Source organism: Pseudomonas sp. Marseille-Q5117, from assembly GCF_946901175.1.
GTDB lineage: Bacteria > Pseudomonadota > Gammaproteobacteria > Pseudomonadales > Pseudomonadaceae > Aquipseudomonas > Aquipseudomonas iranensis.
In genome coordinates this window covers 134,676-147,387 of sequence record NZ_CAMPPP010000001.1, presented here as the reverse complement: position 1 = coordinate 147,387, position 12,712 = coordinate 134,676, and the positions used below count along the sequence as shown (strand labels likewise).

At 60.2% G+C, this 12,712-nt stretch carries 11 protein-coding genes and 1 pseudogene; 5 read left to right on the top strand and 7 right to left on the bottom strand.

The window, feature by feature from the left end; genetic code table 11:
• Window positions 1–15 precede the first annotated feature (15 nt).
• The 3 genes and pseudogenes from OC605_RS00670 to OC605_RS00660 form a co-directional block, all read right to left on the bottom strand.
• Window positions 16–417 carry an ExbD/TolR family protein gene (locus OC605_RS00670; RefSeq protein ID WP_130900833.1) on the bottom strand — a complete coding sequence of 134 codons (402 nt, stop codon included), beginning with the start codon at window positions 415–417 and terminating at the stop codon, window positions 16–18.
• A complete protein-coding gene (locus tag OC605_RS00665; protein WP_122611220.1) occupies window positions 417–1,124 on the bottom strand; it encodes a MotA/TolQ/ExbB proton channel family protein in 708 nt (235 codons plus the stop codon). The genes OC605_RS00670 and OC605_RS00665 overlap by 1 nt, the downstream gene beginning before the upstream one ends.
• A gap of 45 nt (window positions 1,125–1,169) precedes the next feature.
• Window positions 1,170–1,993, bottom strand: a pseudogene (locus OC605_RS00660) (energy transducer TonB).
• 1,072 nt (window positions 1,994–3,065) lie between these two features.
• Here OC605_RS00660 and OC605_RS00655 point away from each other — a divergent pair.
• Window positions 3,066–3,689: a glutathione S-transferase N-terminal domain-containing protein gene (locus OC605_RS00655; protein ID WP_262136036.1), complete on the top strand. Its 624-nt coding sequence runs from the start codon at window positions 3,066–3,068 to the stop codon at window positions 3,687–3,689.
• 176 nt (window positions 3,690–3,865) lie between these two features.
• On the opposite strand, the gene OC605_RS00650 is transcribed toward OC605_RS00655, so the two are convergent.
• Window positions 3,866–4,306: a CBS domain-containing protein gene (locus OC605_RS00650; RefSeq protein WP_016775372.1), complete on the bottom strand. Its 441-nt coding sequence runs from the start codon at window positions 4,304–4,306 to the stop codon at window positions 3,866–3,868.
• Between the two features lie 301 nt (window positions 4,307–4,607).
• On the opposite strand from OC605_RS00650, the gene OC605_RS00645 reads away from it, so the two are divergent.
• Window positions 4,608–6,968 carry a DNA polymerase II gene (locus OC605_RS00645; protein WP_262136035.1) on the top strand — a complete coding sequence of 787 codons (2,361 nt, stop codon included), beginning with the start codon at window positions 4,608–4,610 and terminating at the stop codon, window positions 6,966–6,968.
• Here the strand turns inward: OC605_RS00645 and OC605_RS00640 are convergent.
• The 3 genes from OC605_RS00640 to OC605_RS00630 all read right to left on the bottom strand — a co-directional run bounded on the left by OC605_RS00640 (window position 6,933) and on the right by OC605_RS00630 (window position 9,679).
• Window positions 6,933–7,403, bottom strand: a complete 471-nt coding sequence (locus OC605_RS00640; protein WP_262136033.1) for a DUF1810 domain-containing protein — start codon at window positions 7,401–7,403, stop codon at window positions 6,933–6,935. The two genes, OC605_RS00645 and OC605_RS00640, sit on opposite strands and share 36 nt — an antisense overlap.
• A gap of 24 nt (window positions 7,404–7,427) precedes the next feature.
• A complete protein-coding gene (locus OC605_RS00635) occupies window positions 7,428–8,249 on the bottom strand; it encodes an aldo/keto reductase (protein WP_262136032.1) in 822 nt (273 codons plus the stop codon).
• 281 nt (window positions 8,250–8,530) lie between these two features.
• On the bottom strand, window positions 8,531–9,679 hold the full coding sequence (locus tag OC605_RS00630) for an aldose epimerase family protein (protein ID WP_262136031.1): 1,149 nt from the start codon (window positions 9,677–9,679) through the stop codon (window positions 8,531–8,533).
• Window positions 9,680–10,018: 339 nt separating this feature from the next.
• Here OC605_RS00630 and OC605_RS00625 point away from each other — a divergent pair, with 339 nt between their 5' ends.
• The 3 genes from OC605_RS00625 (at window position 10,019) to OC605_RS00615 (ending at window position 12,454) form a co-directional block, all read left to right on the top strand.
• Window positions 10,019–10,768 carry a hypothetical protein gene (locus OC605_RS00625; protein ID WP_016775367.1) on the top strand — a complete coding sequence of 250 codons (750 nt, stop codon included), beginning with the start codon at window positions 10,019–10,021 and terminating at the stop codon, window positions 10,766–10,768.
• Window positions 10,769–10,918: 150 nt separating this feature from the next.
• Entirely contained in the window at window positions 10,919–11,704 is a 786-nt protein-coding gene (locus OC605_RS00620; protein WP_039763409.1) for a sulfite exporter TauE/SafE family protein, read from the top strand.
• A gap of 186 nt (window positions 11,705–11,890) precedes the next feature.
• Window positions 11,891–12,454: a DUF4174 domain-containing protein gene (locus tag OC605_RS00615; protein ID WP_262136030.1), complete on the top strand. Its 564-nt coding sequence runs from the start codon at window positions 11,891–11,893 to the stop codon at window positions 12,452–12,454.
• Window positions 12,455–12,712 lie beyond the last annotated feature (258 nt).

Here is a 12,712-nt window from a genome sequence, read left to right as displayed (position 1 = left end):
CGCCCGGCACCGCACTCAGTGGGTGGTCATCACCGAAATCTTGCTGATGCCGGAGCGTTCGATCGATGCCATGGCCTTGGCCACCTGGCCGTAATTGACGGTGGCATCGGCCTGCAACTGCACGCGCACGTCGGCGTCTTTGGCCTTGACCTCCCTGAGGCTGGCCTCGAGGGATTCCGGGGCCAGCTCGGTCTTGGCCAGATAGAACTTGCCGTCCTGATCGACGCTGACCACCACCGGGTCTTTCTTTTCGGCAGGGGCGACGGCATCGGTTTTCGGCAGGTTGACCTTGATCGCGTTGGTCATCAGCGGCGCGGTGACAATGAACACCACCAGCAGCACGAGCATGACGTCGACTAGCGGCGTGACGTTCATTTCGCTGAGCACTTCATCGCTGTCTTGGGTAGAGAAGGACATCAGCTGGCCTCCCGCACGGCGTTGGTGCTTTTGCTGGCAATGGCCTGGCGGCTGATGGAAAACGCACTGCGCGAGGCGAGGGCGTCGAAGTCGTGGGCGAAGTCGTCCATGTCCGCCGAGGCGAGTTTCAGCCGGCGCAGGAAGAAGTTGTAGATCAGCACTGCCGGCACCGCGACGGCGATGCCCACGCCCGTAGCGATCAGTGCGTGGCCGATGGGGCCGGCGACCGCTTCAAGGCTGGCCGAGCCGGTTTCGCCAATGCTTTGCAGGGCTTCCATGATTCCCCACACGGTGCCGAACAGGCCAATGAACGGCGCGGTGCTGCCGATGCTGGCGAGGATCGCCTGGCCGTTTTCCAGCGAGCGACGTTCCTTCTGGATCTGCTGGCGCAGGTTGCGTTCCAGGCGATCGGAACGGTTGATGGTGTGCGCCAGTTGTTGCGTGGTACGCGGCGACTCTTCCACCAGCAGGGCTTCGAAACCGCTGCTGGCGATGCGCGCCAGCGAGCCTGGATACTGGCTGGCGTGTTCGGCGGCGGTGAGCAGGTCCGGCGCGCTCCAGAAGGCTTTGGTGAACTGTTTGTTCTGCGCTTTCTGGCGCAGGTACTGGGCCGACTTGACCAGCAGGATCGCCCAACTGACCACGGAAAACAGCACCAGGCCCCAGAGCACACCGGGGACAATCATCGAAGACAGTGAATCGTTCATGGCTACACCTCGCTTGCGTTAATCAGTAATGAGTCGGTTGCGCCGTCATTGCGGCAATTTGAAATCGATGGTCTGGGTGGCGAAGCCGTCGATCGGCGTGTCACCGCGCTTGGCCGGAATGAACTTCCAGTTCTTCACCGCCGCGACGGCCGCCTCATCCAGTTGCGGCTTACCGCTGGACTTGGTCACCGTCACGCTGCCGGCACGGCCGCTGGCCAGCACCTGAATGCGCAGCACCACGCTGCCTTCCCAATTGCGGCGCAGCGCCAGCGACGGGTATTCCGGCGGCGGGTTGCCAAGGCTGGCCAGGCCGGAAATCGCCGCCGACTCCTTGACCGGAGCGGGCGCAGCAGGTGGTGCCGGTGGTGCGCTCGGTGTCGTCGGCGCCGCAGGTGCGGCAGGTTGCGCCGGGGCTGGCGGCGCTTTTGGTGGCTCGACTTTCTTCACCGGTTTGGGTTTCTCGACCGGTTTTGGTTTTTCGATCGGCTTGGGCTTCTCCACCGGTTTGGGCGGCGGCTTGACCGCGTCCTCGTCTTCCACCGGCTGCTCGGGTTCCGGCGGCGGTGGAGGCGGGGCGGCGGTGGTGGTTCCGGTGTTGGCGGGGCCGGAGGCGTCGGGCTGGTCAGCTCGACGGTCATTTCCGGGATTTCCGGCGGCGTCGGCAGTGGCTCCGGACGCGCCTGATGGAAGACCCACCACGCGCCGCCGTGTATCAGCGCCGACACGGCGATCAGCAAGAGCATCTGTGGTTTGTTCAACCCGCCGGGTCGTGACGTATTGGCTGTAAACGCCGGCCTGCCCGTTGCCGGCGAGACCGGCGCTTGCTGCAACGGCCCCGGCAGGGTTTTGTGCTTTACCGCATCGTTCATTAAAGCTCCCTCGGGGCAGATGAAGGGCAATAAGGTGCCGTCCGAACATATGGCTGATGTTCGAGTGAGTGGGTGCAACTTTCTTCAAGGTGTACGCGGGCCGATAGTTGGACTATCTGTTTAAATGGCCTCGGACAAACTTAGTGGCTTAGTAGCGTCTATATCGATTGTTCATTATCCATTCCGTGGCTTGTTGTTGTGTGGAGACGTGAGCTGTCTCAGGTTTGTTACAGTTTGCAACAGGTGTGCCAGATGTTGCTGAAACCGGTTGAACTCATATCCTTCGGTGTTGCTGGTGTCGCATTTATATAAGTTTCAAGTTCGCCCACTGTTTATTCGGCGCGAAGTGGTCCTAAAGTCCTCGCAGAAGGGCTTTTTCCAGAGCGAGTCAGAGGGAACGCTGTATCACGCCAATCCACGGGATAGAGCGGCTGCTCGGTGATCAGGCTCAGCACCTATCGGTGCGTAGCGAATCGATTTGGTGCAGGTCAGTCATTCAGCGGCTCACGGGACAAGTTCCTTATTTTGATTCTGGAGTATTGGTTAACTGCATCACATTCGGGCGTGCGCTTTTGGTGCAACTTCAATGACGGAAAGTCATTGTTCGACAATCTTGTTGTTGTGCCTTTTATTAATTGCCGTATTTAAAAAATAAATAACACTCGGCGCCCGGCGATTGCTCGATCGCCAGGCACGCAAAGTGTGCATTGGTTTCAGGTAATAAAGGAGAAACGCGCCAGGCTGAGTAGGCTCGGCTGAACTTGGGTCTGGATTTGCGAGTGAGTGGGGTATGTCGTACGGCGGAGCATTTGAAGATTCACAGGTGAACTCCTTATTGCCAGCTCGGACAGGCGAACTTTTGGTTCGCTGTCGCACCTTACAAGAACGCGGATAGCGTTCGATGAATGCTCTTGGTGCGGGATGGGCACCGCCAGCGCTGATTGGCGAAGGTTGATTTCGCAAGTCGGCAGTGCATGGGAAAAACGTGCCAATCACGACACATTTGCAGAATTTTCTACGTCAGGCCAGCCAGCCATCTACCCTGTGCAAAGGCCTTATCGGGGGAACGGACATGTACCAGCTCTACGGGCACAAGAATTCCGGCGCGGCTGCCATCGAGGCGGCACTGGAGTTGTGCCAGATCGCCTATCGCTTCATTGATACCGAAGCCAGCGCCGAGGCCGACGAGGCGCTGGGCAAACTCAATCCGTTGAAACAGATACCGACCCTGCAACTGCCGGACGGCAGCGCCATGACTGAAAGCGCGGCGATCCTGATTCATCTGGGCCTGACGTTTCCCAAGTCCGGCCTGCTGCCGAGTGAGGCTGCCGATCGTGATCAGGCGATTCGCGGCCTCGCCTACATCGTCAGCAATTGCTACGCAGCGGTCGGCATCATCGATTACCCCGAGCGCTGGCTGAGCACGCCCGACGAGAGCGCACGGCAAAACCTGATCGCCGGCACGCGCCAGCGCCTGCACTTCAGTTGGGAGGTGTTTGCCGATCAGTTTTCCGGAGAGCTATATTTGGATGACGAAACGCCCGGCGCGCTGGATGTGCTGGCGGCCGTGGTGAGCCGCTGGGCCGGCAGCCGCGAACACCTGCGCCAGACCCGCCCGGGCTTTTATGCGTGGCTGCAAAGGATCGACCGGCACCCGGTGCTGGCACCGGTGTTTGAGCGGCATTGGCCGGCCTGACGGGCGAGATCGTTCCCACGCTCTGCGTGGGAATGCCTCAACGGACGCTCCGCGTTCGGCTTTAGAGGGACGCAGAGCGTCCCGGGCTGCATTCCCACGCAGAGCGTGGGAACGATCATCACTGACCTGGCGCATTCGCGAGCAGGCTCGCTCCCAAGGGGACGACGGCGGTGGGCTCATTCGCCGCGAATGTACTGCTCCAGCTGTTTGATCAGCTCGGCCTGTTCGGCAATCGCTTCCTTCACCAGGTCGCCGATCGACAGCAGGCCGATCAACTGGCCGTCCTCGACCACCGGCAAGTGGCGCAGGCGTTTGTCCGACATGATGCCCAGGCAGGTGTCGACGGTTTGTCGGGTATCCACGGTAATCACGTCCTTGACCATGATGTCTCGTACTGGCGTACCGACCGAAGAGCGCCCGTGCAGCACCAGTTTGCGTGCATAGTCACGCTCGCTGATGATGCCGACCACTTTGTCGTCTTCGACCACCAGCAAGGCGCCGACGTTTTTCTCGGCCATCTTCATCAGCGCTTCGAGCACCATGTGATCGGGTTTGATCTGGTGCACTTCCTGATTTTTCTGATCTTTGAGCTTGAGCAGTTGGGCGACGGTCTTCATGGCGGTTACTCAGGTGTTGTCGTTGTTCATCAAGCATCGTAGACGCAGCCGCGCAGAGCAAGGTGGCAAAGCGGCAGTTAGCGTGCAAAAAACGCCATTTGCCGGAAAAAACATCTTTGTATCGGTAAATGAAGCATCTGTGGCGAGGGGATTCATCCCCGTTGGCCTGCGCAGCAGGCCCTTTCATTAAAAGCGGGGCCGCTTCGCGGCCAGCGGGGATAAATCCCCTCGCCACAGATAAATCCCTCGCCACAGATCCTGCGTAGAATGGCGTTCTGATTGAAACGTTGAGGTCGCAGTGGTGGATTTACAGCAGGGCTTCGTCCTGACCCGGCATTGGCGCGATACGCCGGCCGGCACCGAAGTGGAGTTCTGGCTGGCGACCGATGCCGGGCCGCGCCGCGTGCGTCTGGCGCATCAGCCGTCGGTCGCATTTATTCCCGCCGCACAGCGAGAAGCGGCCGAGCGTCTGCTGCACGATGAAAAGAACGTGGAATTGCGACCGTTGGCCTTGCTCGATTTTCAGCATCGTCCGGTGCTCGGTCTGTATTGCCAGCAGCACGGCCAGTTGATGCGCCTCGAAACCGCGCTCAACCGCGCCGGCGTCGACGTCTTTGAAGCCGACGTGCGCCCGCCGGAACGCTATCTGATGGAGCGCTTCATCACCGCGCCAGTGCTGTTTGGCGGCACCCTGGATGCTGACGGCGTACTGATCAACGCCCAGCTGAAACCCGACCCCGATTACCGGCCGAAACTGCGCTTGGTCTCACTCGACATCGAGACCACCGAAAACGGCGAGCTGTATTCCATCGCGCTGGAAGGCTGTGGCGAGCGCCAGGTGTACATGCTCGGCGCGCCGAACGGCGACGCCAGCATTGTCGATTTCGACCTTGAATACTGCGATTCGCGCACGCTCATTCTGAAGAAGCTCAACGACTGGTTCGCCCGCCACGACCCTGACGCGATCATTGGCTGGAACGTTGTGCAGTTCGACCTGCGCATCCTTCACGAACACGCGCGGCGTCTTGGCGTGCCGCTGAAGATCGGTCGTGGCGGCGAAGAAATGCAGTGGCGCGAGCACGGCAGCCGCAATCACTACTTCGCCTCTGCAGCGGGGCGGCTGATCATCGATGGCATCGAGTCGTTGCGTTCGGCGACCTGGAGTTTTCCCTCGTTCAGCCTGGAAAACGTCGCGCAGACCCTGCTCGGCGAAGGCAAGGCGATCAACAATCCGTACCAGCGCATGGACGAGATCAACCGCATGTTCGCCGAGGACAAACCGGCGCTGGCCAAATACAACCTCAAGGACTGCGAGCTGGTCACGCGAATCTTCGCCAAGACCGAACTGCTGACGTTTTTGCTTGAACGCGCCAGCGTCACCGGTTTGCCCGCCGACCGCAGCGGCGGTTCGGTCGCCGCTTTCACCCATTTGTACATGCCGTTGATGCACCGCCAGGGCTTTGTTGCACCCAATCTGGGCACCAATCCACCCCAGGCCAGCCCCGGCGGGTTTGTCATGGATTCACGCCCGGGGCTTTACGAATCGGTGTTGGTCCTCGATTACAAAAGCCTCTACCCGTCGATCATTCGCACCTTTCTGATCGACCCGGTGGGCTTGATCGAGGGCCTGCAACACCCGGACGACGCTGACTCGGTAGCGGGTTTTCGTGGCGCACGCTTCTCGCGCACCCGCCATTGTCTGCCGTCCATCGTGGCGCGAGTGGCCGAAGGGCGCGAAACCGCCAAGCGCGAGCACAATGCGCCGCTGTCCCAGGCATTAAAGATCATCATGAACGCCTTCTACGGCGTGCTCGGCTCCAGCGGTTGCCGTTTTTTCGATACCCGGCTGGCCTCGTCGATCACCTTGCGCGGCCACGAAATCATGTTGCGCACTCGCCAGTTGATCGAAGAACAGGGCCACGCCGTCATTTACGGCGACACCGATTCAACCTTCGTCTGGCTGCGCAGTCTGCACGGTCAGGATGAAGCAGCGCAGATCGGCCATGCGCTGGTCAAACACGTCAACGACTGGTGGCGCACGCATGTGCGCGAGGAATATGGGCTGGAAAGCGCGCTGGAATTGCAGTTCGAGATTCACTACAAGCGCTTCCTGATGCCGACCATTCGCGGCGCCGAGGAGGGCAGCAAGAAGCGCTACGCCGGACTCGTCACCCGCGCCGATGGCAGCGAGGAAATGGTCTACAAAGGCCTGGAAACCGTGCGCACCGACTGGTCGCTGCTGGCGCGGCAGTTTCAGCAAGAACTGTATGAGCGGATTTTTCAGCGCAAGCCGTATCAGGATTATGTGCGCGATTACGTGCGCAAGACCCTCGCCGGCGAGTTCGACGATCGGCTGATCTACCGCAAACGTCTGCGCCGCACCCTCGACGATTACGAACGCAACGTACCGCCGCACGTCCGCGCGGCGCGGCTCGCCGACGAATACAATGCCGAGCAGGGGCGGCCCCGGCAGTATCAGAACGGCGGCTGGATCAGCTACGTCATCACCCTGGCCGGCCCGGAGCCGCTGGAAGTACGCCGCGCCGCCATCGACTACGACCATTACATCACGCGACAGCTGCAACCGGTGGCGGACGCGATTCTGCCGTTTGTCGACGACGACTTCTCAACCCTGATCGGTGGGCAACTGGGCCTGTTTTGAGTCGAGCAGTTGCAGCGTCCATTCATCGAGGATGCCGTGGAAGTACCGCTCCAGCGCCTGATGGAACAGACTGTCCTCGGCGCTGAACTGGGCGAACAGGGTCATCGAAGAATGAAATTTCAGGTCATCGGGATGGCCAAACATTTCTGCAATCGAGCGCTGCGGCACATTCAGCACCAGTTGCGTGCAGGTGCGCAGCCGCGCCCCGAGCAGCTCGTGGGCCAGATAGGCCTGGGCTTCCTCGGCTGAACCAATCGCAAAGCGCCGGGCCATTTCGCTGCCGCCCAATCCGGCGAACTGCGGGAAGACGAACCACATCCAGTGGCTGCGCTTGCGGCCCGTCTCGAGTTCACGCTGGACCCGTTCGAACACCGGGTCCTGTGCCTGGACAAAACGTTGCAGGTTGAACGGGTCGTGCAGATCTGTGCTTCTCATGGCGAAGCCCTCGCGGTCGGCAGCTCAGACCATGGCCAGCCGCTGCTTGCGTTGAGGCGCCGGGAACACCTTGTCCAGCGCCGCCAGATCCCCGGCGTCCAATTGCAACTGGGCCGCCTCGGCATTGAGTTGCACATGCTCCGGGCGCACAGCCTTGGGAATCGCAATCACGCCACCCCGGCGCAGGATCCACGCCAGTGAAATCTGCGCCGGGGTGGCGTTGTAGCGCCTGGCAATGTCTTGCAGAACCGGCTCGGCGAGCATCGCGCCGCCTTGGCCGATCGGACAGTACGCCATCAACGGCAGGCGCTGATGCTGGCACCACGGCAGCAGATCGAATTCGATGCCGCGCTCTTCAAGGTTGTAAAGCACCTGATTGGTGGCGCAGGCCGAGCTGGACAGTTCTTCGAGGTCGTCCACATCGAAATTCGACACCCCCCAACGGCCGATCTTGCCGTCCTCGCGCAGGCGTTCGAAGGCTTCGACGGTTTCCTCCAGCGGATACTGACCGCGCCAGTGCAACAGATACAGATCGATGTAGTCGGTGCGGAGCCGACGCAAACTGCGCTCGCAGGCTTGCGGGATGCCTTCGCGGCTGGCGTTGTGCGGGTAGACCTTGCTGACCAGAAAGACTTGATCGCGCAGACCGGCGATGGCTTCGCCGACCACTGTTTCGGCACCGCCCTCGGCGTACATCTCAGCGGTATCGATCAGGCTCATGCCCAGCTCGATGCCGGTGCGCAGCGCCGCCACTTCACGGCTGTGCGCCGAACGATCCTCGCCCATGCGCCAAGTGCCCTGACCAATCACGGGAACCTGCACGCCGGCCAACTCAAGGGTACGCATTCAAACCTCCTGCCTGAAAGAGTCGATATCTCTAGTGGGCAGCAGGATAGAGCAAGGGTTCCCGCAAGGAAGGGGGAGTCAAGGATGAAACCGGATCAATTGTGGTCAGGGGATCTTGTGGTGAGGGGATTTGTGGCGAGGGGATTTATCCCCGCTGGGCTGCGAAGCAGCCCCGATCCTGCAACACGCGCTGTATCAGACAGCGTTCTATTGCAGGTTTTTGGGGCTGCTTCGCATCCCAACGGTGATGAATCCCCTCGCCACAGGGGGTGCATGGCAGGTTACTTGGCGGAGAACTTGAGGATCACGCTGTGGGCATAAGTCTGCCCCGGATCAAGCCGCGTGCTCGGGAAATCCGGCTGGTTCGGCGAATCCGGGTAGTGCTGGGTCTCGAGGGTGAACGCGCCCCAGTGCGGATAGACCTTGCCACCCTTGCCCTTGACCGTGCCGTCGAGGAAGTTGCTGGTGTAGAACTGCACGCCCGGCTCGCTGGTGAACAGTTGCAGCACACGCCCGGATTGCGGGTCGCTGACTTCGGTAGCGAGCTTGCTGATATCGCCCTTGCTGTCCAGCGCCCAGTTGAAATCGAAGCCGCCCTGTTTCGGCTCGGCGAATTTCAGCTGCGGATGATCAGCCTTGATGTGCGTGCCGATCGCCGTCGGTTTGCTGAAGTCCATCGGCGTACCGGCAACAGGCGCCAGCTCCCCGGTCGGGATCAGTTTCGCGGTGACCGGCGTGTAATGGCTGGAGTTGATCATGGCGACTTGCTTGAGAATATCGCCATTGCCGGCGCCGGCCAGGTTGAAGTAACTGTGGTTGGTCAGGTTGAGCACGGTCGGCTTGTCGGTGCTGGCCTTGTAGTCGATGCGCAGTTCATTGTTGTCGGTCAGGCGATAGGTGACTTCGGTGGTCAGATTGCCCGGGAAACCCATCTCGCCGTCGGCCGAGAGGTAGGTAAGGGTTACGCCCACCGAATCCTTGTCCTTGGTTTCCCTGGCCTTCCAGACTTTCTTGTCGAAACCTTCGGGGCCGCCGTGCAGGGCGTTGGATTTGTCGTTCTGCGGCACTTGATAACGCTTGCCATCAAGTTCGAAAGCACCTTCGGCCAGGCGGTTGCCGAAACGGCCGATGGTCGCGCCGAAGTACGCGGTACCTTTCTGATAACCCTGCACATCGTCAAAACCCAAGACGACGTCGTCGAACTTGCCGTGTTTGTCAGCGACTTTCAGCGCTTGCAGGGTCGCGCCGTAGGTAATCACGGTGGCTTGCATGCCGTGGCTGTTGCGCAGGATGTACTGTTCGACAGGCGTGCCGTCATTGGTTTTGCCGAAGGCTTTGTGTTCAGCGGTCAGGCCCGCCGCGTTGGCGGAAAGGGTAGCGATCATCAGGGACAGTCCGAGGCCGGAGAGCAGGTGACAGGATTGAAGCATGGTTGACCTTCCTTTTTGTTGTTGTTTTAAACACCGCGGTCCCCTGTAGGAGCTGCCGCAGGCTGCGATCTTTTGATTGTGATTTTTGAAAGCAAGATCAAAAGATCGCAGCCTTCGGCAGCTCCTACATATAACTAGTCATGCTATTTGTGGGGCTGAACAGGATTTATAGCGGATTTACGTACATTGGCAAATATAAAGTCCGACTAATTGCTATGGCGAAAAGCGCCGAAGGTCGGCTCACCGCCCGGGCACTGCACTTTTTCGCAATCGGCGGCTCTATGCATGGCCAGGATGCGGTGACTCCCGCCGCACAGGAATGTGCCTGTCCGAGACTTCATGCCGAGTGTTTTTGCCCTGATCACCGCCGCTCACCGCCGCCCGTGCCTGCTGCTGGCCTGCCTGTTGTCGCTGTTGCTCAGCGGCTGCAGCCACCAGAACGGCAACGGATTCTTCAATCAGATACGAGAAGGGCAGCCGCAGGAATTTCTCCAGACCAGCGTCGACCGCATGGCCACCCTGGCGATGCGCGACAACCTCGACAGCCTCTATCGATTGATGGGCAAGCTTTACCTGCGCAACCCGGAAGAACTGCGCAAATCCGGCTTCCTCACAGTCAACGCCGCCGTGAAACAGGTGCGTCTCGCTGTCGAGCAACAGCAGCCATTGCCCGTGCTGGGCGGGCGCAAGGACCTGGCGGCGCTGAGCTATGCGATGAGTCCGGAGTTCCTCGGCGACCGCGTCGGCGCGTTCATCTATGCGATCGGCAGCATGCTGGTTACCGCCCACGGCAATCGCACCGAGTTCTACATGACCGACGCGATCAACCCGACGTTCGTGCACAACGCCGCGCGCAACATCGAAAAAGCCATGTGGATTTTGTCGCAACGACAAAACAAGGAAGGCCAGCCGTTGCTGTTCTCCAACGAAATCTCGGAGGAGGGCAGCAACCTCAGCTTCGCCACCGAATTCAGCAAAATCGTCGCGCGCCTGGATCTGCTCACGCAGATGCTCGATGAGCGCTATCGCAGGATCGGCCTGAATTACGCGCAGAGTCTGCTGTTTCTGAATTTCTTGCCGGTGCAGTGAGCCTTGCAGGTTTGCTGTAGCGCAAAGATCCACTGTGGGATTTGCGGTGAATTCGATATGGCATAACGATAGACCGCATCGATATATGTGGTTATAAGAAAAATCGCTATGCTGCGGGCCAGATTTTCCTGTCGTTTTCTGGACGTTTGAATGGAATTGGCAAATTTCGGCCTGGTAATTGCCGGGCTGGTGGTGGGGTTTATCGTAGGCATGACCGGTGTCGGCGGCGGTTCGTTGATGACGCCGATCCTGCTGTGGTTCGGCATCAACCCGGCGACGGCGGTAGGTACCGACCTGCTGTACGCCGCGATCACCAAATCCAGCGGCGTCCTCGTTCACAGGAAGAACAAGAACATCGACTGGGCCATCACTGGCTGGCTGACCCTCGGCAGTGTGCCGGCCGTGGCCATGACCCTGTGGTTCCTCAGCACCCTGCACACCGCGCCGGACGCGATGAACGCCATCATCAAGCAGGCGCTCGGCTTCGTCCTCTTCGCCACCGCCCTGGCAATCTTCTTCAAGAAACGCTTGCTCGAATTCGCCCACAAACGCGCGGGTGGCAACTACAACCCGAGCGGTTCGCGCCTGAATATCATGACGGTGATCACCGGTCTGATCCTCGGCACCATGGTCGCCCTGACCTCGATCGGCGCCGGCGCACTCGGCACCGTCGCATTGTTCATCCTCTACCCGCTACTGCCAACCCGCCGCCTGGTCGGCACCGAAATCGCCCACGCCGTACCCCTGACCCTCGTCGCCGGCCTCGGCCACGCAAGCATGGGCAACATGGATTGGGGCGTGCTGGGTTTCCTGCTGATGGGCTCGCTGCCCGGCATCTGGCTGGGCAGCCACCTGACCGGACGCATCTCCGACGAAGTCCTGCGCCCGTGCCTGGCGACGATGCTGGTGTTGATTGGTTATAAGTTGGCGTTCTGAGTCAGTCTGGAGCAAACACTTCCAATGCAGCGGCCGTAGGGATGTGCCGATGATCGCTTGCGTCATGTTGCGCAAAGTTCTCCCTGACCTAAGCTTCTGACAGGGCAATGCCTTTTTGCCAGACGCCGCCGGAACAATCGCCACGATGCGCAATCAGTAGTGCGTGGATATCAAAAGGAGATGCGCATGCTCATCAGGTCCCTGACCCTGACCCTCTTGCTGGCAATCGCCGGCCCCCTGTTCGCCGCCGACAGCGATTCCCCCCTGGCCGGGGACGTGGGCCGCGCCCGCCCTCTGATCGTGATTGCGCAAAGCACCGTCGACCCGGTGTGGCTGAGCCTGAAGAAGTCGCTGGAAGATCCGGCCAACAAAAAGGGCGTCACCGACCGCAACATCAAGGTCTACACCATCCTCAGCATGTCCGGCCAGCTCGACGGCAAGGACATGGGCCAGCAGGACACCATGGCCCTGCTGCGTTCGCTGAAGCTCGGTGCCGGCGCTTATCCAAAAGTGTTCCTGGTGGGCAAGGACGGCGAAACCAAGCTCTCCGCCTCGGGTGATGAAGCCAAGGCATTGAGCCTGGCAAAAATCTTCGAAACCATCGACGCCATGCCCATGGCCGAAAAAGAAGCCGCCGCTGCGGCCGCCGCCGCACAAACACCTGCCGCCACCGAGCCGGAACCGGCCAAAGGCGCGAAGGGCAGCAAACCGGCGAAACCGAGCAAACCGCCGCAGATGCTGGATGATTGATTGCGCGTTGACTGAATGAAGCAAAATTCCTGTGGGAGTTGGCAAATCAGCTCCCACATTTTTTTGTGAAGTGCACAGTTCAAATGTGGGAGCGAGCCTGCTCGCGAAAGCGGTTTTTCAGGCGCTGAAAGGTGGCTGATCGAGCGCATTCGCGAGCAGGCTCGCTCCCACAAGTCATCTGCTGATCGAAAGTCATTGCAGCATGTGGCTGCCGAAATGTCTGACGCCAACAGCCTTCAAACCCAGTGGATTTTTCCT

Coding starts and splice junctions, on each gene's coding strand:
- OC605_RS00670 (WP_130900833.1), bottom strand. CDS start 417: ATGTCCTTCTCTACCCAAGACAGCGATGAAGTGCTCAGCGAAATGAAC.
- OC605_RS00665 (WP_122611220.1), bottom strand. CDS start 1,124: ATGAACGATTCACTGTCTTCGATGATTGTCCCCGGTGTGCTCTGGGGC.
- OC605_RS00655 (WP_262136036.1), top strand. CDS start 3,066: ATGTACCAGCTCTACGGGCACAAGAATTCCGGCGCGGCTGCCATCGAG.
- OC605_RS00650 (WP_016775372.1), bottom strand. CDS start 4,306: ATGAAGACCGTCGCCCAACTGCTCAAGCTCAAAGATCAGAAAAATCAG.
- OC605_RS00640 (WP_262136033.1), bottom strand. CDS start 7,403: ATGAGAAGCACAGATCTGCACGACCCGTTCAACCTGCAACGTTTTGTC.
- OC605_RS00635 (WP_262136032.1), bottom strand. CDS start 8,249: ATGCGTACCCTTGAGTTGGCCGGCGTGCAGGTTCCCGTGATTGGTCAG.
- OC605_RS00630 (WP_262136031.1), bottom strand. CDS start 9,679: ATGCTTCAATCCTGTCACCTGCTCTCCGGCCTCGGACTGTCCCTGATG.
- OC605_RS00625 (WP_016775367.1), top strand. CDS start 10,019: ATGCCGAGTGTTTTTGCCCTGATCACCGCCGCTCACCGCCGCCCGTGC.
- OC605_RS00620 (WP_039763409.1), top strand. CDS start 10,919: ATGGAATTGGCAAATTTCGGCCTGGTAATTGCCGGGCTGGTGGTGGGG.
- OC605_RS00615 (WP_262136030.1), top strand. CDS start 11,891: ATGCTCATCAGGTCCCTGACCCTGACCCTCTTGCTGGCAATCGCCGGC.